18 protein-coding genes are annotated in these 24,251 nt (G+C 62.2%); 7 read left to right on the plus strand and 11 right to left on the minus strand.

The annotated features are described in order from the left end of the window. Positions 1–158: 158 nt before the first annotated feature. Both I5S59_RS18330 and I5S59_RS18335 read right to left on the minus strand, forming a co-directional pair. Positions 159–2,519 carry a DNA polymerase II gene (locus tag I5S59_RS18330; protein WP_197877879.1) on the minus strand — a complete coding sequence of 787 codons (2,361 nt, stop codon included), beginning with the start codon at positions 2,517–2,519 and terminating at the stop codon, positions 159–161. 42 nt (positions 2,520–2,561) lie between these two features. Further along, complete coding sequence (locus tag I5S59_RS18335; RefSeq protein ID WP_197877880.1) at positions 2,562–3,779, minus strand: MFS transporter; 1,218 nt, start codon at positions 3,777–3,779, stop codon at positions 2,562–2,564. 114 nt (positions 3,780–3,893) lie between these two features. On the opposite strand from I5S59_RS18335, the gene I5S59_RS18340 reads away from it, so the two are divergent. Beyond that, positions 3,894–4,808, plus strand: coding sequence for a LysR family transcriptional regulator (locus I5S59_RS18340; protein ID WP_197877881.1), 915 nt, complete (start codon positions 3,894–3,896; stop codon positions 4,806–4,808). Here I5S59_RS18340 and I5S59_RS18345 read toward each other — a convergent pair. Continuing rightward, positions 4,805–5,725, minus strand: coding sequence for a LysR substrate-binding domain-containing protein (locus I5S59_RS18345; RefSeq protein ID WP_197877882.1), 921 nt, complete (start codon positions 5,723–5,725; stop codon positions 4,805–4,807). The genes I5S59_RS18340 and I5S59_RS18345 overlap by 4 nt on opposite strands. Positions 5,726–5,835: 110 nt before the next feature. On the opposite strand from I5S59_RS18345, the gene I5S59_RS18350 reads away from it, so the two are divergent. From I5S59_RS18350 to I5S59_RS18370, 5 genes are all read left to right on the plus strand, one after another. Beyond that, positions 5,836–6,456 carry a LysE family translocator gene (locus I5S59_RS18350; protein WP_197877883.1) on the plus strand — a complete coding sequence of 207 codons (621 nt, stop codon included), beginning with the start codon at positions 5,836–5,838 and terminating at the stop codon, positions 6,454–6,456. Positions 6,457–6,580: 124 nt separating this feature from the next. Next, on the plus strand, positions 6,581–7,297 hold the full coding sequence (locus I5S59_RS18355) for a sel1 repeat family protein (RefSeq protein ID WP_420066461.1): 717 nt from the start codon (positions 6,581–6,583) through the stop codon (positions 7,295–7,297). An 89-nt stretch (positions 7,298–7,386) separates the two neighbouring features. Next, positions 7,387–8,085: an AzlC family ABC transporter permease gene (locus tag I5S59_RS18360; protein WP_197877949.1), complete on the plus strand. Its 699-nt coding sequence runs from the start codon at positions 7,387–7,389 to the stop codon at positions 8,083–8,085. Beyond that, entirely contained in the window at positions 8,082–8,405 is a 324-nt protein-coding gene (locus I5S59_RS18365; RefSeq protein ID WP_197877884.1) for an AzlD domain-containing protein, read from the plus strand. Before I5S59_RS18360 ends, I5S59_RS18365 begins: the two co-directional genes overlap by 4 nt. Continuing rightward, positions 8,402–9,247 (plus strand): helix-turn-helix transcriptional regulator, encoded by an 846-nt coding sequence (locus I5S59_RS18370; RefSeq protein WP_197877885.1) that lies wholly within the window; start codon positions 8,402–8,404, stop codon positions 9,245–9,247. Before I5S59_RS18365 ends, I5S59_RS18370 begins: the two co-directional genes overlap by 4 nt. A gap of 830 nt (positions 9,248–10,077) precedes the next feature. Here I5S59_RS18370 and ahpF read toward each other — a convergent pair. The 5 genes from ahpF to I5S59_RS18395 all read right to left on the minus strand — a co-directional run bounded on the left by ahpF (position 10,078) and on the right by I5S59_RS18395 (position 17,465). Beyond that, on the minus strand, positions 10,078–11,640 hold the full coding sequence (gene ahpF / locus I5S59_RS18375; protein ID WP_197877886.1) for an alkyl hydroperoxide reductase subunit F: 1,563 nt from the start codon (positions 11,638–11,640) through the stop codon (positions 10,078–10,080). Positions 11,641–11,761: 121 nt separating this feature from the next. Then, on the minus strand, positions 11,762–12,325 hold the full coding sequence (ahpC, locus tag I5S59_RS18380; protein WP_128325693.1) for an alkyl hydroperoxide reductase subunit C: 564 nt from the start codon (positions 12,323–12,325) through the stop codon (positions 11,762–11,764). 258 nt (positions 12,326–12,583) lie between these two features. Further along, positions 12,584–13,939, minus strand: coding sequence for a glutathione-disulfide reductase (gene gorA / locus I5S59_RS18385; RefSeq protein ID WP_197877887.1), 1,356 nt, complete (start codon positions 13,937–13,939; stop codon positions 12,584–12,586). A gap of 97 nt (positions 13,940–14,036) precedes the next feature. Further along, positions 14,037–14,876: a UTP--glucose-1-phosphate uridylyltransferase GalU gene (gene galU, locus I5S59_RS18390; protein ID WP_128325695.1), complete on the minus strand. Its 840-nt coding sequence runs from the start codon at positions 14,874–14,876 to the stop codon at positions 14,037–14,039. Positions 14,877–15,071: 195 nt separating this feature from the next. Further along, positions 15,072–17,465, minus strand: a complete 2,394-nt coding sequence (locus I5S59_RS18395; protein ID WP_232239851.1) for a UvrD-helicase domain-containing protein — start codon at positions 17,463–17,465, stop codon at positions 15,072–15,074. A 302-nt stretch (positions 17,466–17,767) separates the two neighbouring features. Between I5S59_RS18395 and I5S59_RS18400 the strand changes: the two genes are divergently transcribed. Further along, entirely contained in the window at positions 17,768–18,466 is a 699-nt protein-coding gene (locus I5S59_RS18400; protein WP_197877889.1) for a pirin family protein, read from the plus strand. Positions 18,467–18,605: 139 nt separating this feature from the next. Here I5S59_RS18400 and pgm read toward each other — a convergent pair whose 3' ends face one another. The 3 genes from pgm to I5S59_RS18415 form a co-directional block, all read right to left on the minus strand. After that, complete coding sequence (pgm, locus tag I5S59_RS18405) at positions 18,606–20,243, minus strand: phosphoglucomutase (alpha-D-glucose-1,6-bisphosphate-dependent) (protein WP_197877890.1); 1,638 nt, start codon at positions 20,241–20,243, stop codon at positions 18,606–18,608. A gap of 99 nt (positions 20,244–20,342) precedes the next feature. Beyond that, positions 20,343–22,601 (minus strand): ATP-dependent DNA helicase, encoded by a 2,259-nt coding sequence (locus I5S59_RS18410; protein ID WP_197877891.1) that lies wholly within the window; start codon positions 22,599–22,601, stop codon positions 20,343–20,345. Beyond that, on the minus strand, positions 22,598–24,250 hold the full coding sequence (locus I5S59_RS18415; RefSeq protein WP_197877892.1) for a VRR-NUC domain-containing protein: 1,653 nt from the start codon (positions 24,248–24,250) through the stop codon (positions 22,598–22,600). The genes I5S59_RS18410 and I5S59_RS18415 overlap by 4 nt, the downstream gene beginning before the upstream one ends. Position 24,251: the final 1 nt, after the last annotated feature.

Here is a 24,251-nt window from a genome sequence, read left to right on the forward strand (position 1 = left end):
TTCGGGCCAGAGTGAGAGGTGGATGGCGACTATGCTCCTACTCGTGCTCTAGGGCACTGCTGGCTATCAGTCTGCCATCCACCGCTCTCACCTCTGATTTTAAAGGCATGTGAAGACACAAGCTGGCGATAGCCTGCGATCGAGCGCGAAGCGGTCGCTCAGAACAACCCCAGCTGCCGATCGATCAATGCAGAAAAATCATCCTGCACGAACGGCAGGATGGCATCGGCCACCGGCTGCAACTGCCGGGTCAGGTAATGGTCGTAGTCGATGGCCGAGTGCCGGGCCTCCAATGGCTCCGGCCCCGCCACGGTGATCACGTAACTGATCCAGCCGCCATTCTGGTACTGCCGCGGCCGCCCGTGACGCTGGTTGAAGTCGTCGGCCAGGCGCGCCGCACGTACATGCGGCGGGACATTGCGCTGGTAGTCGGCCAGTGGTCGGCGCAAGCGCTTGCGGTAGATCAGCAATTCATCCAGCTCACCGGCCAGGGTCTGGCGCACATAGTCGCGCAGGTAAGCCTGGTATGGCTGGCGGCGGAAAATCCGCTCGTACAACTGCTGCTGGAACTGCCGGGCCAGTGGCGACCAGTCGGTGCGCACGCTCTCCAGCCCCTTGAAAACCATTTCCTGCTGCCCGTCGCTACGCTGGACCAGGCCGGCATAGCGCTTCTTGCTGCCCTCTTCGGCACCGCGAATAGTCGGCATCAGAAAACGCTGGTAATGGGTTTCGTATTGCAGCTCAAGGGCACTGTCCAGGTCATAGGTGTCGCGCAGGTGCTCGCGCCACCACTGGTTGACCTGCCGCACCAGGCGCTGGCCGATCGCGTCGGCATCAGCCTCACTGTGCGCGCTCTTGAGCCAGACGAACGTGGAGTCGGTATCGCCGTAGATCACCGTATAGCCCTGGGCCTCGATCAGCTCGCGGGTGCGGCGCATGATCTCGTGGCCGCGCATGGTGATCGACGATGCCAGGCGCGGGTCGAAAAAGCGGCAACCGCTGGAGCCCAGCACGCCGTAAAAGGCGTTCATGATGATTTTCAAGGCCTGGGACAAAGCGGCGTTTTTCTCGCGCTTGGCCGTTTCGCGCCCCTGCCAGACCCGCTCGACAATCGACGGCAGACAGTGCTGGGTACGGGAGAAACGCGCACCGCGAAAGCCCGGTACCGAGGTCGCATCGCCCGGCTCGCGCAACCCCTCGACCAACCCCAGCGGGTCGATAAGGAAGGTACGGATGATCGACGGATACAGGCTTTTGTAATCCAGCACCAGCACCGACTCGTACAGGCCGGGGCGCGAGTCCATGACAAAACCACCCGGGCTGGCTTCCTCGGGGCGCTCGCCCTGGTTCGGCGCGACAAAGCCCTGGCGGTGCATCAACGGCATGTACAAATGACAGAACGCGGCCACCGAACCGCCGCTGCGGTCGGCGGGCAAGCCGGTGACGGTGGCACGTTCGAGCAGAAAGGTCAGCAGCTCGGTCTTGGCGAAAATACGCGTGACCAGCTCGCAGTCCTTGAGGTTGTAACGGGCCAGGGCCGGTTTGTCCTCGGCGAACATGCGGTTGATTTCGTCCATGCGCTGGTACGGCGTGTCGATCGCCTTGCCCTCACCCAGCAGGGTCTGGGCAACGTTTTCCAGACTGAAGGACGGGAAGCTCCAGGTTGCCGAGCGCAGCGCCTCGATGCCGTCGATGATCAGCCGTCCACTGGCGCCGGCAAAGAAATGCGTGCGGCTGCCATGCTCGCGCCACTCCATCGCCTCGCCCTCGCGCCCCAGGCGCAGCGGCACCTTGAGTTGCTCGGCATGCGCCTGCAATACACGCAGGTCGAACTGCACCAGGTTCCAGCCGATGATCGCGTCCGGGTCGTGCCGGGCCAGCCACTGGTTCAAGCGCTCCAGCAATTGAGCACGGCTGTCGCAATACTCCAGGTCGAAATCCACGCCCCCGGCATCGCCGTTGGCCGGGCCGAGCATGTACACCTGGCGCTGCCCGCAGCCCTCCAGGGCAATCGAATAGAGCTCGCCGCGCTCGGTGGTTTCAATGTCCAGCGAGACCAGCTTGAGTGAAGGGCGATAGTCGGGGGCAGGCTTGAGTTGGGCGTCCTGCAGCACGCCATGTTCATCCTCGGTGCCACTGAAGCTGACCGGGGCGGTGATAAAGCGCTCCATCAGGTAGCGCTCCGGCGGCCGCACGTCCGCCTCATACACTTGCACCCCGGCGGCGCGCAAACGCTTTTCCAGCTGGATCAGCTGGCGATGCTGGCGGCAGTACAGGCCCAGCACCGGCCGTTGCTCGAAGTCACGCAGTTCAAGGGGCCGTAACTCGACCCCGCGTTCAGCGCTGAGCACCGCCTGGGCTTGCTGGCGATGGGCAGCGGGAATGAACGCCACCGAGGTCTGCAACGGCAAGCGCAGGCGACGTGGACCCTGATCGGTGGCCAGCCAGAACTCGACACAGGTACCTGCCGGGGTGTCGCGCCAATGCCGGGTCAGGACAAAGCCCTGCTGTAACTCCACCGCTGCAACCTCGAAACAAACTGTCTGAACCGCGATTCTACCTTAGCCGGCCACCCGCGCGCCCGGCGCAAAGCCGTGACGGTGGGCGCGAGCGGCAATCAGCAAGGCCAGGCCGATCAACAGCAGCAGCACCCAGGTGAAACTGCCCACGCCCCACTGCGTCAGCAACAGGCCGCCGAGCACACCGCCCGCCGCGATGGCCAGGTTCCACACCGTGACGATCATCGACTGGGCCACATCGGCGCCTTCCCCGGCCGCATCGGCACTGGCTGTTTGCAGCAAGGTCGGTGCACCGCCATAGGTCAGGCCCCACAGCGCGACGCTGGCAAACACCAGCGCAGGCGACTGGCCAACAAACCCCAGCACCAGCGCCACCAGGGCAAAACCGGCCAGGCTCAGCAACACCAGCCTGCGCAGATGGCGGTCGACCCAGGCGCCGACCAGAGCGATACCGGCCAGGGCTGCGATGCCGAACGTCAGCAGCACCAGGCCGGTACTGGCCGCCAGCTCCACAGCCGCAAGGAACGGCACGATGTAGGTGTACAGCACGTTATGGGCCAGCACCCAGGTGAAAATCACCAGCAGCACCGCCAGCACCCCGGGTGTGCGCAGCACCTGAGCAACACCGGGACGCTGGCCGGGCTCATGGCCGTCAAAGTCCGGAACCCGGCACAGCACCCAGACCACCAGGCCCAGGGTGGCAACCGAAACCACGGCAAAGGTCATTCGCCAGCCGATCAACTCGCCCAGCCAGGTACCGGCGGGCACCCCGAGTGACAGCGCAACGGGCGCGCCGATCATCGCCACTGCCATGGCCCGCCCCTGTTGCGCGGGGCTGACCATGCGCCGCGCGTGCCCGGCGATCACGCCCCAGGCAAGGCCTGCGGCGACGCCAGTCATGAATCGCGCCACCAGGGTCAGCGGATACGACTGCGACAGCGCGGTCAGGGTGTTGAACAGCAAGAAGCCAACAATCGCCAGCAACAACACCGGACGCCGGCGCCAACCCTGGGTCAGGGTCACCAGCGGAATGGCCGTCAGCAACGAACCCAAGGCATACACCGTCACCAGCTGCCCGCTCATCGCCTCGCTGATCTGCATGCCTGCCGAGATCTGCGCCAGCAGCCCGGCGGGCAAGGTTTCGCTGAGGATGGCAATAAAGCCGGTCATGGCCAGAGCCAACAGGCCGCTGAGCGGCAACGGTGGTTCAAGAACGTCGGGCGCCGATCGGGCATCGGCGGTGCAACTCATCTGAGTCATGGTGAAACTCCTGGGTAAAAGACCGGGACAACCTTACCGGCCAGGGCAACTGCGGAAAAAGACGGGTAGTATTCCGCACATCACGGACACTGATGTCCGCAATAGGAGTGCCAGGTGGATAGCCTCAGCGGTTTTGTGGTGTTTGTGCGGGTGGCCGAAACCCGCAGTTTCGTTGCTGCCGCGCAGTCCCTGGGGGTGAGTGCCTCAGCCATCGGCAAACGGGTTGCACGCCTGGAAGCGCGCCTGGGCGTACGCCTGTTTCAGCGCAGCACCCGCAGCATCACCCTCACGGCCGAAGGCACGGTGTTTCTCGAGCGCAGCCGGCGTATCCTCGCCGAAATCGAAGCCACCGAACTGGAACTGTCGCAGTCGAGTGAAACGCCGCGCGGCCGCCTGCGCATCAGCCTGCCGCAGGTGACGGCGTTGGTGATGCCGGCCTTGAGCGAATTCATGGCGCTGTATCCCGAGGTCGAACTGGACCTGGACTTCAGCGACCGTATGGTCGATATCATCGGCGAAGGTTTTGATGTGGTGATGCGCGGCGGCACGCCTTCGGACTCACGCCTGAAAGCGAAATTCCTCGGCCACTTCCACCACCTGCTGGTGGCCTCGCCCGGTTACCTGCAACGCTGCGGCACACCACGTCATCCGGACGAACTGGCGCGGCATACCTGCCTGCACTACCGCTTCCCCAGCAGCGGCAAACTCGAACGCTGGCCGTTGCGCCGCGAGCAACCCGAGCGCGACTACGAGATCCCGGTGTCGATGGTCTGCAACCATGTCGAAACCCGGGTCTGCTTTGCCATGCGCGACCGCGGCATCACCTGCCTGCCGGACTTCACCGTGCGCCAGCAATTGGCCAAGGGTGAACTGGTGACTGTCCTCGACGACTACCTGGAGCGACGCGGCAGCTTCTACCTGCTGTGGCCGTCCGGGCGCCAGATGCCGCCACGCCTGCGGGTATTCATCGATTTCATGGTCGAACGGGTGTTCGCCGAGCAAGAACGCTACGCGCCGCATAGCCATTAGTCATATAAATAATCGACACCGTGCAGGGGCGTTTGCGGTACCCGGGCACGCAGAAATTCACCCAGCGCCCGCACCTGCCGGGCCTGCGGGCTGGACCTGGGCCAGGTCAGGTAGTAACCCTCTGCGGTGGACACGGCCTGGGGAAACGGCAGCACCAGCCGGCCACTGTCGATCTCGCCCAGAGCCAGCAGCAAATCGACCACGGCAACGCCCGCGCCCTGCTGGGCGGCGCTGATGCCCTGGTCGAGGGTGTCGAACAGCTGGCCACGCTCGATTGTCACCTGGGTGGCGCCCAGGCGCGTCAGCCAGCGCCGCCAGTCACGGCGGTCGGCTGACGGGTGCAACAGCTCGCAGTGGTTCAGGTCGCTGAGGTCTTGCGCGGTCGCGCCCGGGTGGTTCGGACTGCACACCGGCACCAGCCACTCGTCAAACAGTTTGAGGCTGTCGATGTCGGCGGAAAAACGCCCGTCCGCCAGAAGGATCGCAGCCTCGAACGGCTCGCTGTAGAAATCGACATGGTCGATGTCCATCCACACGCTGGAGAGCTGCACACGGCTGTGCGTATCGTCCTGGCGAAACTGCTCGAGCACGTTGAGCAACCAGCGCACGGTCAGGGTAGACGGCGCCTTCAGGCGGATGACGTTGCGGTCCTGCCTGAGCAGCCCGCAGGCATTTTCGATGATCTTGAACCCGACCTTGAGTTCCTGGGCCAGCAGCCGCCCGGGTTCGGTCAGGGCAATTCTGGGCCCGCGACGTTCAAACAGCGCACAGTCGAACAACGCTTCGAGGGTCTTGATGTGATGGCTGATAGCGCCTTGCGTCAATGCCAGCTCTTGCGCCGCGCGGGTAAAGGAGCCGTACCGCGCTGTCACCTCAAACGCCCGCAGGGCCTGCAGTGCGGGAATACGTTCGGACATGCTCGCCCCAATCATTAGTAAAACTAATAGAAGGCCACAACAACAGGCGTTTTACAAGGTTTGCGGGGCTGCCGAGAATGCCGGACCGCCCTTCAAACCCTGAGCATTCAATGAACACCGCCCTGCTGCTGACTTACGCGTTTACCGTTTTCCTGTTGATCGCCACCCCAGGCCCGGTGGTGGCGCTTGTCATCAATACCGCCGCCCGCCTCGGACCCAGACAAGCGATGCTCACCGCCCTGGGTACCAACGGCGCCTCACTGGTACTGATCGCTCTGGCCGCCAGCGTGATCCTGACCAGCAAAGTCATTGCGCCGCACGTACTGTCCGCCTTGAGCTTGCTCGGGTGTCTGTTCATTGCCTACCTGGGAATCAGCACGGTGCGCCAGGCGCTGGGCAGTGGTGGTCACAGCGACGAGCCAGCAGCGCCACGCCCGGGTGGCTTTTACAAAGGACTGGTCGTGGGGCTGTCGAACCCGAAGGACATCCTGTTCTTTGTGGCGTTCTTTCCCCAGTTCATCCAGATCACGACCGACACCCGCCACAGTCTGTTATTGCTGTCGCTGGTGTGGATCATCATCGACATGACCATACTGGGCCTGTACATCTTCATAACGCTCAAGCTGGCCACGCCCCGCCAGCATCGCGTGATCAGCCTGACCAGTGGTGTTGCACTGCTGGTGATTGCAGCCATGGGCCTGTTCTACAATCTCAGCGCTTTCTGGAACTAAAACCACGCGGCTTCCGGCACCGGGCCTTCACGGGTTAAAATGCACGCCCTACCCCAGGCCCCTTCGAACCCCACTATGGACAGTCGGATTGAAACCTGAACATTACCGCGACGCCAGTTCCTGCATGCCCAACCGCCCATCAGCGTTTTTCAATGGTTTCCTATGGGTGCGCGCACTGCTCTTGTGCTGCGTACTGACGCCGGCGTTTGCCGACGATGTGCGAATCGATCCGCACGCCGACCTGCTGTACCGCCAGGCAGTGAAGCTGATGGAAGAAACCGACAATCAGTACAGCACCTTCAACCTCAAGACCAGTACCACCGACCAGGACCTGGCACAACAGGGCCAGGCCATGGGACGCACCCTGGCACCGGCAGTGGGTCTGCTGGAAAAAGCCGTGGCGCTTGACCACCCGGTGGCCCGCTATCGCCTGGCGCTGTACTACATGACATACCTGCCAGCCAGCCAGATTCCTGCAGCCGCCTGCCCGTTGCTGCAAGCCAGCCTCGCACAGGGTTTTGCCCCGGCGGCCCTGGGCGTGGAAACCTGGTGCAGCGATTACCGGCACAGCAGCGAATTTGCCAAAGACCTGCAGAACATCCCGGCCATGACCAACCGCTACGCCTCCTACTACCCGCAGCCAGCCGTGCGCCTGCAGTGCACCCGTGAACAGCCACAAGGGTTGGCGATGCAGTGGGGACGCCAACGCGACTACCAGGCCGAGATCTACCGGTTGCAAGGCTACAACGACCTCGACCAGCGTGAATACTTCTGGCAAAAAGCCGTCGAACTCAACGGTTGTTTCGCCGTGCGCCAGCACTTGCTCAGCCTCCATCACTGATCCTGCTCATGCACTGAGCAAGATCGTTCAAGTCAGCCACGCGCAGCTCTGGCATGCTGTGCAACCTTTTCCAGTTGTTGCAGATTTCCATGTCCAGTCCGCCGTTCGCCCGCCAGGCTTTCATTCAGGGCGCCATCGCCATCCTGCCGCTGTCCCTGGCCGTTGCCCCGTGGGCGCTGCTGGCCGGTTCCATGGCCATCGAGGCCGATCTCACCCCCTGGGAGGGCCAAGGCCTGTCCGCCATCGTGTTTGCCGGGGCGGCACAACTCGTCGCCATCGGCATGATCAAAGGCGGCGCCAACCTGTTTTCCATTCTGCTGACTACCCTGCTGCTGACCTCTCAGCACTTGCTGTACGGGTTGTCGATGCGCCCGGTATTGTCAGGGCTGCCGACTCGCTGGCGGCTGGGCCTGGGCTTTCTGCTCACCGACGAGTTCTTCGCCCTCACCAGTCAATACGACCAGCAGCAGTTCAACCGCTGGTATGCCCTGGGGGTGGGGCTGACGTTCTACATTGCCTGGAACCTGTTTACCCTGGCCGGGATCATCCTCGGGCAGAACATCCCGCACCTGGACCAGCTCGGCCTGGACTTTTCCATCGTCGCCACCTTCGTCGCCCTGATCGCCCCGCTGGTACGCAACGTGCCGACCGTGGTGTGTGTCGCGGTGTCTTTGTTCAGTTCGGTGCTGTTCAGCTTCTGGCATTGGGAAACAGGCCTGGTCGCGGCCGGCCTGCTGGGTATGAGCGCCGGTTTCATCTGTCAGAAATTCAGCGGAGCACGCGCATGATCTTTGCCTTGATCGTTGGTATGGGCCTGCTGGTGTTTCTCAACCGCTATGCCTTTCTCGAACCGCGCCTGCCGTTGCGCCTGAGTTCCAACGCACGGCAGTTTCTCGGCTTTGCGGTACCGGGTATGCTCACCGCGATCTGCGGACCGATCATTTTCCTGCCCGGCCACCAGCTCGACCTGAGCCTGGCCAATCCCTACCTGCTCGGTTCAGTGGTGGCGGTGGTGCTGGTCCTGTTGACCCGCAGTACCTTGATCAGCATGCTGGTGAGCATGGCTTTCTTCTTTGTCTTTCGCTGGTGGTTGAACGGCAGCCCATGAACGCAGCACTGCAGGAACAGACCCGCTTCTGGCAAGCCCCGGCATTGGGCGATATCGAGCTGCTGCACGCCCGGTATTTCCAGCAGCGCTTTGCCCCTCATGTGCATGAAGGTTACGTGATCACCATCATCGAGTCCGGTGCCCAGCGCTTCTGGCACCGCGGCGCCGAGCACCTGGCGCCGGTGGGCAGCATGGTGTTGATCAACCCCGACGAACTGCACACCGGGGCAAAGGCCCACGAGCAAGGCTGGCGCTACCGCGGGTTCTATCCGGACAGTGAACGCATCACCGGTGTACTCGACGAGCTGGAACTCAAGCGCAACGGCCTGCCCAGCTTCGAGGCCAGCGTGCTGCACGACCCGCAACTGGCGAAAGCCTTCAGTTGGCTGCACTGCTCGGCCGAACACGGCGTCAGTGCCCTGGAGCAACAGACTGCCTGGCGCGAAGCGGTGTTGCTGCTGGTGCAGCGCCACGCCCGGGTCGACGGCGTGGCCAGTGTGCGTACGCCTGGCAATGAGCCCTGCGCCGTGGCCCGGGCCAAAGAGCTGATGGACAGCCGCCTGGCCTACCCGCCGTCACTGCACGAGCTGGCCGAGGCGGTGAATCTCTCGCCGTTTCACTTTGCCCGGGTGTTTCGCCAGGCCACTGGCCTGCCGCCGCATGCCTGGCTAAAGCAACGGCGCCTTAGCCGTGCCCGGGAACTGCTGAAAAGCGACTGCCTGCCGTTCAACGTCGCCTTTGCATTGGGCTTTTCTGACCAGAGTCACCTGAATCGCCAGTTCAAGCAGGCGTACGGGGTGACCCCGGGCGAGTACCGCCGCGCCTGTGTCGGCGAGGCCTGAGGCTGACTGGCGGTAACAGGCTAACTTTGCGGAATTCCGGGGGAGGCTGAGGTTGAAGCTGAGCTGAGCTTGCGAGCTTATCCATTTGATGTGGCGCTGCTGCAGGCCCCTTCCGCCCTTACGGCGGCCTACTTTTTTCTTGGAAAAAGCAGGCAAAACCGCTCGCTCCTGCATACGGCCCTACGCTACGCTCCGGGTCCCTTCCCTCCGGCACCTTCCGGGACCACGCGGCCTACGACTTGCTTCGCCAAGTCTACATCTCGCGTCTTCGGCTTCGCCGAAGGTGCTGCGCACTGCCCCTACAGGCACCTCCACTCAGCCTCCTGAAGTCGCAGTCTGCGGCGTCTGAACCGACGTGCATGAAGATCAAGATCAAAAGCCGGATCAAGATCAAGATCAACAGCGACTCCAAGTTTTGATTTCGAAGATGCGCCCGTGTAGGCGGCGCCGATTGCTTTTGCGACTTCAGGAGGCTGAGTGGAGGTGTCTGGAGGGGGCTGGTGCGCAGCACCCTTCGGCCTTGGCCGAAGCTCGCGAGTCGGAGACTTGGCGGAGCAAGTCGTAGGCCGCGATGCCCCTGGAAGACGCCGGAAGGAAGGGACCCGGAGCGAAGCGTAGGGCCGTATGCAGGAGCGGGCGGTTTTGGTTCCTTTTGCCAAGACAAAAGGGACCCGCCGTAAGGGCGGAAGTGGCCTGCAGCAGCGCCATATCAAATGGATAAGCTCGCCAACCCAACCCAACCCAACCCAAGAGTCCCCCGCGACTCCGTGAAAAATCACGAAAAACGCCGCATCACCTCAACGATGATGCGGCGCTTTTTCAGCAGCCGGTCAAGCCGGTGCCGAAGTCCGGATCAGGTGATCGAAGGCAGCCAACGACGCCTTGGCCCCCTCACCCACGGCAATCACGATCTGCTTGTACGGCACCGTGGTAACGTCACCGGCGGCAAACACACCCGGCAGGTTGGTCTGGCCACGGGCATCGACAATGATCTCGCCACGCGGCGACAGCTCGACCGTGCCTTTGAGCCAGTCGGTGTTGGGCAACAGGCCGATCTGTACAAAGATGCCTTCCAGCGCGATGTCGTGCAGCGTATCGCTGGTGCGATCCTTGTAGCGCAGGCCGTTGACCTTTTCACCGTCACCGAGCACTTCAGTGGTCAGCGCACTGGTGATCACCCTCACGTTCGGCAGGCTGTGCAGCTTGCGTTGCAGTACGGCGTCGGCACGCAACTGGCTGTCGAACTCGATCAGCGTCACCTGGGCAACGATACCGGCCAGGTCGATGGCCGCTTCCACGCCCGAGTTGCCGCCACCAATCACCGCCACGCGCTTGCCCTTGAACAGCGGGCCGTCACAGTGCGGGCAGTAGGCAACGCCACGGCTGCGGTACTCTTTTTCACCTGGCACGTTCATTTCGCGCCAGCGCGCACCGGTGGCAAGGATCACGGTCTTGGCCTTGAGCGAAGCACCACTGGCCAGGCGCACTTCGTGCAGGCCGCCGTTAGTGCCCGGGATCAGTGCTTCGCCGCGCTGCAGGTTCATGATGTCGACGTCGTACTGCTTGACGTGCTCTTCCAGGGCCATGGCCAGTTTCGGCCCTTCGGTTTCCTGGACCGAGATGAAGTTCTCGATGGCCATGGTGTCGAGCACCTGACCGCCGAAGCGCTCAGCGGCAACGCCGGTACGAATGCCTTTACGCGCAGCGTAGATCGCAGCGGCTGCACCGGCGGGGCCACCGCCGACGACCAGTACGTCAAAGGCGTCCTTGGCGTTGATCTTCTCGGCCTGGCGCTCGGTGGCGCTGGTGTCCAGCTTGGCGACGATTTCTTCCAGGCCCATGCGGCCCTGGCCGAACACTTCACCGTTGAGATAGACACTCGGCACGGCCATGACCTTGCGTGCTTCGACTTCGGCCTGGAACAGCGCGCCGTCGATGGCGACATGACGCACGTTGGGGTTGAGCACCGCCATCAGGTTCAGCGCCTGGACGACGTCCGGGCAGTTCTGGCACGACAGCGAGAAGTAGGTTTCAAAGTTGAACTCACCTTTGAGCGTGCTGATCTGCTCGATCAGTTCTGCGCTGGCCTTGGACGGATGACCGCCAACCTGCAGCAGCGCAAGCACCAGCGAGGTGAATTCGTGGCCCATGGGGATACCGGCAAAGCGCAGGCTGATGTCGGCACCGGGGCGATTGAGCGAGAACGAAGGGCGACGGGCGTCGCTGCCGTCCTCACGCAGGGTAATCAGAGTGGACAGGCTGGCGATTTCAACCAGCAGGTCGCGCAATTCGCGGGATTTCGCGCCGTCATCGAGGGAAGCAACGATCTCGATCGGCTGAGTGACCCGCTCCAGGTAGGTTTTCAACTGAGTTTTAAGCGTGGCGTCCAACATACGGGCGATTCCTTTTTCAAACGGTAGAAATAAAAACGCCCGGGCGAAAGCGCCCGGGCGTTTTGCGGGGCGGTGACAACGTCAGGTGCGGCAGGCCACCGCCCTCGGCTGGCTCACGGTCTTAGATCTTGCCGACCAGGTCCAGCGATGGCGCCAGAGTGGCTTCGCCTTCTTTCCACTTGGCCGGGCAGACTTCGCCTGGGTGGGCAGCGACGTACTGGGCAGCCTTGATCTTGCGCAGCAGCTCGCTGGCATCACGGCCTACACCGCCGTCGTTCAGTTCAACGATCTTGATCTGGCCTTCCGGGTTGATCACGAAGGTGCCACGGTCAGCGATACCGGCTTCTTCGATCAGCACGTCGAAGTTGCGCGAAATGACGTGAGTCGGGTCACCGATCAGTGGGTACTGGATCTTGCCGATGGTGTCCGAGGTGTCGTGCCAGGCTTTGTGGGTGAAGTGGGTGTCGGTCGACACGCCGTAGATTTCCACGCCCAGGTCTTTGAACTCGGCGTAGTTGTCGGCCAGGTCGCCCAGCTCGGTCGGGCAGACGAAGGTGAAGTCGGCTGGGTAGAAGAACACCACGGACCATTTGCCCTTGAGGTCGGCATCAGACACTTCGACGAACTTGCCCTGGTGGTAAGCAGTGGCTTTGAACGGTTTTACCTGGCTGTTGATGATAGGCATAAGTGACTCTCCTTCAGGGGGTTGAAAAACTTGATGGGAGAATCGTAACCAATACACTCGCTCAATGCTCATTGGCAAAGCTGATGCTGTTGATTGGTTTTGGCTATAAGACGGGGGTACTAATAGAAGGGAATGGATCTGAGGAAACCCGTAGGAGCGAGGCTTGCCCGCGAAGAACACAGACGCGGTGATATGCCTGGTTCGCCGGCAAGCCTCGCTCCTACGGGTGGGGAGGCGGCTTGCCGACAGTTCAAGGCATTAGCGTGAAGGCGTACGCAGGGTGACGAACTCTTCGGCAGCCGTCGGGTGCACACCGATGGTTTCGTCGAACTGTTGCTTGGTCGCCCCGGCCTTCAGGGCAATGCCCAGGCCCTGGATGATCTCGCCGGCATCCGGCCCCACCATGTGGCAACCCAGCACACGGTCGGTGTCGGCATCGACCACCAGCTTCATCAGGGTTTTTTCCTGCACGTCGGTCAGGGTCAGCTTCATCGGCCGGAAACGGCTTTCGAAGATCTGCACCTTGTGCCCCTGCTCCAGCGCCTGCTCTTCCGTCAGGCCCACCGTGCCGATTGGTGGCTGGCTGAACACGGCCGTCGGGATGTTCTGGTAATCCACCGGGCGATACTGCTCAGGCTTGAACAGGCGACGGGCCACAGCCATGCCTTCGGCCAGCGCCACGGGTGTCAGTTGCACACGCCCGATCACATCGCCAATGGCCAGGATCGACGGCGCGGTTGTCTGGTAAAGGTCGTCGACGCGGATGAAGCCACGCTCATCGAGATCTACACCGGTATTTTCCAGGCCCAGGTTATCCAGCATCGGCCGGCGCCCGGTGGCGTAGAACACGCAGTCGGCGATCAGCTCGCGACCGTCCTTGAGGGTTGCCTTGAGGCTGCCATCGTCCTGACGGTCGATGCGCGCGATGTCGCTGTTGAACTGCAGGTCCATGCCGCGTTTCTCCAGCTCTTCCTTCAGGTGCGTGCGCACCCCGCCATCGAAACCGCGCAGGAACAGGTCACCGCGGTACAGCAACGAGGTCTTGGCGCCCAGGCCCTGGAAGATGCCGGCAAACTCGACCGCGATGTAGCCGCCGCCGACCACCAGTACGCGCTTGGGCAGGGCTTTGAGGAAGAACGCCTCGTTGGAGCTGATCGCCAGCTCTTTGCCCGGGATGTCGGGAATCTGCGGCCAGCCACCGGTGGCAATCAGAATGTGCTCGGCGCTGTAGCGCTGGCCATCGACCTCCACTTCGTTGGCGCCGACACACTTGGCGTGGCCCTCGAGCAAGGTCACTCCGCTGTTGACCAGCAGGTTGCGGTAAATACCGTTGAGCCGCTCGATTTCGCGGTTTTTGTTGGCAATCAGTTGCCCCCAGTCGAACTGGGCATCTTCCAGCGACCAGCCAAAGCCTGCGGCCTGCTCGAAGTCATCGGAGAAATGCGCCCCGTACACCAGCAGCTTTTTCGGCACACAGCCGACGTTGACGCAGGTGCCCCCCAGGTAGCGGCTTTCGGCAACCGCCACTTTGGCGCCAAAACCTGCAGCAAAACGCGCAGCGCGCACACCGCCGGACCCGGCACCAATTACAAACAGATCAAAATCGTAGGCCATTTCAGTCTCCTTGGCAGGTGGTCAGCATACCCCCAGTCGCAGTCAGGAACAAAAAAGCCACCCGAAGGTGGCTTTTTCATCCAACTACCTGCGTGACTCAGTAAGCCTTGCCGGTCTTGTAGAAGTTCTCGAAGCAGAAGTTGGTCGCCTCGATGTAGCCTTCGGCGCCACCGCAGTCGAAACGCTTGCCTTTGAACTTGTAGGCAATGACGCAGCCATCCTGGGCCTGCTTCATCAGCGCGTCGGTGATCTGGATCTCACCGCCCTTGCCCGGCTCGGTTTCTTCGATCAGCTTGAAGATGTCCGGGGTCATGATGTAACGGCCGATGATCGCCAGGTTCGACGGTGCATCTTCAGGTTTTGGCTTCTCGACCATGTTGCGCACACGGTAGAGGTCGTCGCCGATCAGGTCGCCGGCGATCACGCCGTACTTGCTGGTTTCCTGCGGGTCGACTTCCATGATGGCAACGATGGTGCAGCGGTACTGTTTGTACAGCTTGACCATCTGCTTGAGTACGCCGTCACCCTCGAGGTTGACGCACAGGTCGTCTGCCAGCACCACGGCGAACGGTTCATCACCGATCAGCGGACGACCGGTCAGGATCGCGTGACCCAGGCCTTTCATCTCGGTCTGACGGGTGTAGGAGAACGAGCACTCGTCGAGCAGGCGGCGGATACCGACCAGGTACTTTTCCTTGTCGGTGCCTTTGATCTGGTTTTCCAGCTCGTAGCTGATGTCGAAGTGGTCTTCCAGCGCGCGCTTGCCGCGACCGGTCACAATGGAAATCTCGTTCAACCCAGCTTCCAGCGCTTCTTCAACGCCATACTGGATCAGTGGCTTGTTCACCACCGGCAACATTTCCTTGGGCATGGCTTTGGTAGCAGGCAGGAAGCGAGTGCCGTAACCGGCTGCCGGGAACAAGCATTTCTTGATCATATACGTCCTTAACAAGGGCTTTTCGTACGAAATTCGGCGCAGTCTAATCAGGCGGCGGCCACCTTACAATGCCCCCACCGACTGGCCGATGCCATGATAGAGAAATCCTAGTGTAGTTAGTTCCCGCCGAAGGTAAATATTACTGCCTTCAACGGGTTGGCCAAGCCTCTGATTTTGCGTTGATCCAGGCCGGATTCAAGCCGGCGAATCGCGTCCATCCTCGAAGAACGCTTTGCGCCCATCCACCTGACGGGAGGCGCGGGGCAAACTGGCTGCGTCGCCCGTGGGCTTGTCTACATACCAATAGCAATGCTTCGCCGCCCGGGTAATGGCCACGTACGCCAGACGCAGCACCTCGTCGCCCTGGGCCTTGTCGAACGCCTGCGGATCGCCCTCGCGCCCCAACCCGGCCTGACGGTACACCTGGTTTTTATAAGGCGAACTGGTCAGGTACTGACAGTCGCCGAGCATGAACACCGCATCTGCCTGCAACCCTTTGGCACTGTGATACGTCAGCTGACGGAACCGACGCTGCCCCACTGGCAACCCGGCCTCGTAATCAACCACCGGCTTGATATGCTCTGATATCAACAGCTTATCGCTACTTTTTCGAAACAACATCATCACCGACTCGCCGCGACGGTAATGTTCCATCAGCGTCTGCGCCAGTGCAGCCTCGTCACGTTCGAGCACTTTTACCGGCAACGGGTCCTCTGCTGTCGGCCCACAGGCCTTGGCCTTCTTGCCACTGATCGCCGGTGCCGACTTCACGATATGTTCGGCCGCATCGATGATGTGCTGATGGCTGCGGTAGTTGTCGGCAAGCATGACGCGGGTGCTGCTTGGCGCGACGAATTCCTTGTTGAACTCCATGAAGTACTTGGGCGAACTGCCACGCCAGCCATAAATCGACTGCCAGTCATCGCCCACACACAGCAACGATGAGTGCTGGGCAACCCGCCCGGTGTGCAGCAGCGGCCCACGGCGGCGTATCTCGCGCAGGCAGGCGCGCAACCAGGACACGATCTGCGGCGATACATCCTGGAACTCATCAATCATCAAGTGCGCCAGCGGGCGCAACAGGGGGTCAGGCAGCAGCCGCAGGTTCTCCGGGTTGTTCTCGCCGAACAGGGCAAACATGCGGTTGTAGCTCATGATCGGCGGCGACTGGGCCAGCAGGTGCGCTTCCAGGGCCTTCCAGTACAGGCTCAGGGCCTCGAAGAACTGGGCATCGGTGTCGCCGGCCGGAAAGCTCATGGCACCGACGGCGTTGTTCACTTCCAGCCCGAGGTTCTCGATAAAGCCCGCCGCGCCGACAAACGCATCGAGCAACGGCACCGCCGCCAACTCGCCCTTGACCTTGTAATCGAACCCCGGCCCCGCCACCGCATCCCCCGCCAGGGAGGACGTAAGGCGCCTGGCTGCAGAGTAATTTTCCAGCCAAATCACAGGCTTATCGCAGAAAGCCTGAAACAGGGTGCGCTTTATCACCCACTCTGCCCACACCGGAAGCTTGGCACCCGGGCGCTTGTACTGCTGGTTTTCACCCGGGTCAAAGCCCAGCACCACCCAGGCGTCCAGCTCGGCTATGTAGCCATGAAAATGGAACCGGCTGCCATTGATCTCCACCGTCTCGCGGTTCGGTTCAATGCCTTTGATCGGCCAGGCACCGGCGGCAAACCAGAGGTCTTCCAGGGTGTCACACAGCTCTTCGTCGCGACTGGCCGAGAGTTGGGTGACCGCCACGCGCTTCTGTACATCCGGGTGATCACGGTCCAGGGCCTTGAGCTGCAAGGCTTCACGGCGCAGGCCGGCGATCAGCTCGGCGAATCGCGGGCTGCTTTTGAGCAGGTCGCGGTAGCACAGGTTGAGTTGCTGGCGCTGGGCGTCGTTGATGCGCAGGTCAAACGGATTGCTCTCGGCATTGGCTTCGCTACCGCCCGGCATCTCGCTGCCCAGGGTTTCGAACGCCCGTACCTGGCTGAAGCCCGGCAAGCTGCGGACCAACGGCAAAATGCGCGAATGGAAGGTGCGCACCAGGTCGCGGGCCTGCACGGCACTGAGCTCCAGCTGCCAGAGGCCAAACACGTGAACCAGACGGGCGATGAAGTCTTTGCGCGACTCACGGGTGAAGGTCACCACGGTCATTGCATCGAGCTCATAGCCCAGGTAGTGGCGCAACAACAGGATGCGCAATACCAGCGAAGTGGACTTGCCCGCCCCGGCCCCGGCGATCACGCAAGTGGACGGGGTGTCGCTGAAGATCATTTTCCACTGCGCCGCACTGGGCAAGGCGTGAGCGGGCAAGCGCTGGGCAACATCGGCCTTGAAGCGCTTTTTCAATTCGGCCGTCAGCGGCAGCCGCCAGTCGTCGAACAGGCTGTTGTCTTGCCCCGGCACACCGTGACCTTCCGGACGCAGGTCGCGAATCACCAGGATCTGGCGCCCGGCCTCATAGCCGTCTACCCGCCCGTCCTCGTAGCCTTCACGTACACCGTCCGCATGCCCGGTACGCTGGCCGCTGGCATGCCCCTGGAACCATGAGTCGCGGTGCTGGGCCTGCAGCCGGCTCAAACCACGGCCGAGCATGCGCGCCGCCAGGCGCCTGAACCATGGCAGTTGCGCAGGTGGGGTCAACTCCGGGGGTAGCTTGGGACGCTCTTCTGACACACTGACTCCAGCTCGAATAAACCTGCCCTCATGTTCGCTCCATCAGACAAAAATCACCAGCTGATTGCTTGCAGATCAGTGAATTAGACGATGAAACGTATAAATTACCCCAACTCTATACATCCGATAATCCGATAGGAATCAGCCGAAATTTACGCTTATTTTCGATGATAGATTCAGCGATGATCACTCCATCAACCGACTCACCAGGAGAGCCCATCATGCTGCAACTGCGCCCCTTCAAGAGCCTTGGCCACGCCAACCATGGCTGGCTCGACGCCCATCATCACTTTTCCTTTGCCGAGTATTACGACCCACAACGGATGCACTGGGGCAACCTGCGGGTCTGGAACGACGACCTGATTGCGGCCGGCAGTGGTTTCCCGCCGCACCCGCACCGTGACATGGAGATCATCACCTATGTCCGTGAAGGCGCGATCAGCCACCAGGACAACCTCGGCAACAAAGGCCGTACCGAAGCCGGTGATGTCCAGGTGATGAGTGCCGGCACCGGTATCACCCACAGCGAGTACAACCTGGAAAAAACCGATACGCGCATCTTCCAGATCTGGATCGTGCCTGAGCGTGTCGGCCAGGCGCCCTCCTGGGGAACCCGTCCCTTCCCCAAAGGCGATCGCAACGAAGGCTTTGTAACCTTGGCCAGCGGCCGAGACGGCGATGAAGGCAGTTTGCGCATCCGCGCCGACGCCCGCCTGGTAGCCGCCACCCTGAAGGCCGGAGAAAGCGCTGAGTACCGCTTCGAAGCGGGTCGCCGTGGTTACCTGGTGCCCGCCAAGGGTCTGATCGAGGTTAACGGCCTGAAAGCCGAGGCACGTGATGGCGTTGCCATCGAAGACGAGCAAGTGCTCAGGGTAACGGCCTTGCAGGACAGTGAGATTGTCCTGGTGGATGTCGCCTGAAACACAGGGAACGGCGCGGTACCTGCAGGAGATTCTATGATCCTGCAGGGATCTTGAGAACTGTGATGTACCTGTGGGAGCTGGCGTAACCGGCGATCGCGCGCGTAGCGATCGCCGGCTCCCGCCAACACCGGACCGGTCAGGCGATGGCAGCGTCTACCAGTTGCTGTGCTTCTGCCACCAGGCGCTGCAGGTGTGCTTCGTCCACGAAGCTTTCGGCGTAGATCTTGTAGATGTCCTCGGTGCCCGACGGGCGCGCGGCAAACCAGCCGTTGGCGGTCATCACTTTCAGGCCGCCAATGGCCTGGTTGTTACCCGGGGCATGGCTGAGGATCTGCACGATCGGTTCACCGGCAAGTTCGGTCGATTTGACCTGCTCCGGCGCAAGCTTGCTCAACAGTGCCTTCTGCTGCGGGTTGGCCTTGGCCTCCACACGGGTGGCGAACGGCTCGCCCAGCTCCGCCGTCAGGGCCTCATAGGCCTTGCTTGGGTCACGACCGGTGCGGGCAGTGATCTCGGCAGCGAGCAAGGCTGGAATCAGGCCGTCCTTGTCGGTGGTCCAGACGCTGCCGTCCTTGCGCAGGAACGACGCACCAGCGCTTTCTTCACCGCCAAAGCCGAGGCTGCCGTCGAACAGGCCATCGGCAAAAAACTTGAAGCCCACCGGCACTTCGTAGAGGCGGCGACCCAGTCGGGCGGTCACACGATCGATCAGGCCGCTGCTGACCACGGTTTTACCCACGGCCGCATCCGCTCGCCACTGTGGGCGGTGCTGGAACAGGTAGTCGATGGCCACTGCCAGGTAATTGTTCGGCGCCAGCAAGCCATTGGGGGTCACGATGCCGTGGCGGTCGTGGTCCGGGTCGCAGGCAAACGCCACGTCGAAACGCTCGCGCAGGCCGATCAGACCCTGCATGGCGTGCGGCGAGGACGGGTCCATGCGGATCTGGCCATCCCAGTCGACGCACATGAAGCGGAAGGTCGGATCAACTTCGGTGTTGACCACTTCCAGGTTCAGCTTGTAGTGCTCAGCGATGGCCGACCAGTAGCGCACCCCGGCGCCACCCAGCGGATCGACGCCCAAGCGCAGGTTGGCAGCGCGGATCACGTCGAAGTCGATGACGTTCTCCAGGTCCGCCACATAGCTGCTTACATAGTCATGACGGTGCGTGGTGCTGGCGTTCAGGGCCTGCTCGTGGTCGATTCGCTTGACGCCGTTGAGGCCGTCCGCCAGCAACTCGTTGGCTTTGGCTTCGATCCACTTGGTGACATCGCTGTCGGCTGGGCCACCGTTGGGCGGGTTGTATTTGAAACCGCCGCTTTGCGGCGGGTTGTGCGACGGCGTAATCACGATGCCGTCGGCCAGGCCGCTGCTGCGGCCACGGTTGTAACAGATGATGGCGTGGGACACGGCCGGCGTCGGCGTGTACTCGTCATCCTTGGACAGCATCACTTCAACACCGTTGGCCGCCAGTACCTGCAAGGCGCTGGCCGCAGCGGGCGTCGACAGGGCATGGGTATCGGCACCGATGAACAGCGGGCCATCGATACCTTTGGCCTGGCGGTACAGGCAAATGGCCTGGCTGATGGCCAATACGTGGTGCTCGTTGAAGCTCAGGTCCAGCGAGCTGCCCCGGTGGCCGGAAGTGCCGAATGCAACCCGCTGGGTGGCAACGCTGGCATCGGGCTGGCCGGTATAGTAGGCGGTCAACAGGCGCGGGATATCTACCAGCACGAAGGCTGGAGCCGGTTTGCCTGCCAAAGGACTGAGCTTCATGCAAAACCTCAAAAAAGGATGTTCAGGGTTTGAAAACGCAGAGTTTACTGGCACTTTGACAAGCACGCGATGGCATTGCTCCCTGTGCCGGGAAATTCTCTATTGCGGGGCCCACCAGCCGGGAAACATCTGCTGCACCCGCGCCTCGGCGAAGCGGTCGTCGATGAGCATGACCATGCCCCGGTCGGTAGTGCCGCGAATCACCCGGCCGGCAGCCTGAATGACCTTCTGCACACCGGGATACAGGTAGGTGTAGTCAAACCCCGCCCCAAACAGCTGAGCCATGCGTTGCTTGATCTGCTCGTTCACCGGGTTGACCTGGGGCAGCCCCAGCGTCGCCACGAACGCCCCGATCAGCCGCGTTCCCGGCAAATCGACACCTTCAGCGAACGCCCCGCCCAGCACCGCAAAACCGATACCGCAACCGTCGGCTTCGAAACGCGCCAGGAAGCCCTGGCGCTGCGCCTCGTCCATGCCGGGTGCCTGGCGCCACTGGACAATCTGCGGGTGGCTTGCCGCCAGCCGTTCCGCCACCTGCTGCAGGTAGTCGAAGCTGCTGAAGAAGGCCAGGTAATTGCCCGGCTGCCGCGCGTACTGTGCGCCAATCAGTTCGACAATCGGCGCCACCGAAGCGGCACGCTGCTGAAAACGGGTCGAGACATGGCTGACCACCTGTACCTGCAGTTGCTCGGCTGCAAAGGGTGAGGCCACGTCGAGCCAGGCGGTATCGGCCGGCATGCCGAGCAGGTCCGCGTAGTAACGCCTGGGGCTCAGGGTGGCGGAAAACAGCGTGGTGCTGCGAGTGGCCGCGATCCGCGGGCCGATCTGCGCAGCCGGCACCACGTTGCGCAGGCACAGGGTCGACAGGCTGCGCTTGCCTGCTGCGCCTTCGCGTTTGCTGATATCGAAGATGAAATGTGCGTCAAACAGCTCACTGACCCGCAGGAACTGCAGCGCGTCAAAAAAGAACTGCAGCAGGGCCGGCTCGATCCCGGCGGGTTGCTGGTTCAACTGCTCCTGAATCAAACCCACGCAGTTTTGCAACGCCTTGAGCAAGGCTTCCGGTAGCGCGTCGACAACCCGGTACGGCACCTGTTGCGCCTTGTGCAAGGCGTTCCACTGGCGATTGAGGCGGTCCAGCGCGCTGGTCATGCCGGCCGGCTTGCTCCGGCGCAAGGCCTGCAACTGCCATTGATCGAGGCTGGCGCTGTACATCTGTCGCGCCCGATCCACCAGGTTGTGGGCTTCATCCACCAGCACGGCCACACGCCACTGATTGACCTGGGCCAGCCCATGAAGCAAGGCACTCTGGTCAAAGTAGTAGTTGTAGTCGGCGACCAGTACATCGACCCAGCGCGCCATTTCCTGCCCCAGGTAATAAGGGCACACCTGGTGCGCCAGGGCCACTTCACGTAACGCTGCCTTGTCGAGCAGGGTCACCGCCTGGGCCGCCCGGCGCGCAGCGGGCAAGCGGTCGTAGAAGCCTTTGGCCAAGGGACAGGCGTCGCCATGGCAGGCCGTGCCGGGAAACTCGCAGGCCTTGTCCCGGGCGACCAGTTCCAGGCTACGCAGGGCCAATGCTGGCGCACTGCCGTGCACCTGCTGCAATGCTTCCAGGGCAAGGGCGCGTCCCGGGGTCTTGGCGGTGAGGAAAAACACCTTGTCCAGTTGCTGCGGCACCATCGCCTTGAGCAGCGGAAACAACGTCCCCAGGGTTTTGCCGATGCCCGTGGTGGCCTGGGCCATCAGGCAACGGCCCGTGCTCACCGTCTTGTACACGGTTTCGGCCAGGTCGCGCTGGCCTCGGCGAAATTGCCCATGGGGAAATGCCAGTGCCTGCAGCCCGCTATCGCGCACGGCAATACGTTGCATCTGCTGCTCAGCCCAGTGCAGGAACACCCGGCACTGGGTGTTGAAGAATTCCTCAAGCGCTTGCACACTCATGTGCTGTTGGATCAGGGTTTGCGTGTCGCTGTCGACATCCAGGTACACCAGCGCCAGGTTGATCCCGTCCAGCTGGCGCTGGTGGCAGAGCAGCCAGCCGTAGACTTTGGCCTGGGCCCAATGCAACTGGCGATGATTGTGCGGCTGCCGTGCCAGATCGCCTCGGTGGGTCTTGATCTCTTCGAGCCGGTTCAGCAGCGGGTCGTAACCATCTGCCCTGCCCCGCACCTGCAAGGCGCCATACTGCCCCTCAAGGCTGATCTCGGCCTCATACCCGGGGCCGCGTCGGGCCACTACCCGTTGATGGCCGATAATGCCTTCCTGCGCAGTGGGTGACGGGGTAAAACGCAGGTCGAGGTCGCCCTCCTTGGCGCTGAACTCGCACAATGCCCGCACTGCGACGCGATAGCTCATGGGGCCGGCTCATCCCAGCGCACATGGCAGACTTCAACGGGCAAGCCGTGCCGGTTACAGAAATCGATCCAGCGCAGCTGGCTGTCTTGCAGGCGATCGCCCGGTCCCTTGACCTCGATCATCCGGTAGCGTTGCTGGTCGGGCCAGAACTGGATCAGGTCGGGCATGCCGGCGCGGTTGGCCTGGATATCTTCAAGCAAGCGCTCGAAACAGCACTTGAGGTGTTGCGCGGGCACACACGCCAGCGCCTGTTCGAGCAGCTCCTCACGGAGCACCTGCCAATACACAAAGGGTGATTGCAGCCCCTGCTTGCTGGAGAAGTGCTGGCGGATGGTTTGCAGGTAACGACCATCATCCAGCTGGGCGAGGCAATCGCTGAACAGGTTCGCGCGCCGCACCCGGAACTCGGGGTCATGCAGGTCTTGGGGTGCACTCTGAAACGGGTGGAAGAAGGCGCCGGGTACCGGGGCAAAGATCGCCTCCCAGCACAGCAGGCCGAACAGGCTGTTGAACAGCGTGTTCTCCACGTAGTGCACCTGCCCCCCGCCTTGTTGCAGTTGCATCAGCGCCGCCTGCTCCACGCCCAGTACCGCCAGCTCACGGGGCAATTGCAACTCGATCAGCGGCGGCGACGCCTTAGCCTGCCTACGTTGTGGCGGTCCGCCCAGTTTGCGTTGCAGGCGTGGCAGTATGCGCGACAGCGCTTGTGCCTCGATCGGCCCGGCAGGTTGCTCGGCAATTTCCGTTGCCAAGGCATAGGCCTGCGCCCACTGTTCACTGCGCTCAAGCACCCGGACGCGACGAATGCGTGCCTGCGGATGCTGGCTTTGCGGGTAGATCTGCAACGCCAGGTCCCAGTCGCCCAGGCGCTCGCTGTGCTGACCCAGCTGGTACAGCAAGCGCGAACGACGGCGCAACAGCCAGGGATTGTCGCTGCCCAGCACTTGAACCTGATCCAGCACTTCGGTAACCGGCAGGCCCTGCTCCAGCAACTCGGCGCAGCGGTGCAACGCCAGGGCCGCGTCCACATCGTTGCGGTGGCGCAACGCCCGGGATTCATCACTGAAGGCCACCTGCTCGTAACGCAGCAGCCCCAGGTCTGCGAGCACAAACTCAGACCAGCCCTGGTACAGGTTGCCAAAGAACAACAGGCGCAGGCGATCACACAGTGCCTGCAGCTGCAGGGTAATGATCGGTTCGGCAAAGCCAGGCAGCCAGTCGTGCAGGCAACGCGGTGTCAGTTCCAGGACCTGCAACTGGGCGTACAGCTCTGCCTTGGCCGCTCTGGGCCGCGTCAGCTGCGATGCAAAGCCTTCGGCAATCTCTTCCTTGCGCAATAGCTGGAACAGTTGCTCCAGGCTCAGCGGTTGGCAATCGCTGACCCACCCCATCGCCAACAAGGGCTCAAGAGCCGGCAACGTTGGGCCGATCTCGGCGTACTCGAGCTTGCTGGGGCGAAACTGCTCGCCTTTACGCATGACCATGCGTACCAGCAATGCCCGTGCAGGACGCGGCTGCTCACGGAACAGACGGATAAACGCCTGCTCGTGTTCATCGAGCAGATCGGCATAGCGCAGCTCGATCCAGTCGAGCACTTGCTGGAAGTTGTGGAGGTAATAAAACGGGTCGTCGACGGAGTAAGCAATCACG

The sequence above is a fragment of the Pseudomonas alkylphenolica genome (genome assembly GCF_016009175.1).
Classification (GTDB): domain Bacteria; phylum Pseudomonadota; class Gammaproteobacteria; order Pseudomonadales; family Pseudomonadaceae; genus Aquipseudomonas; species Aquipseudomonas alkylphenolica_B.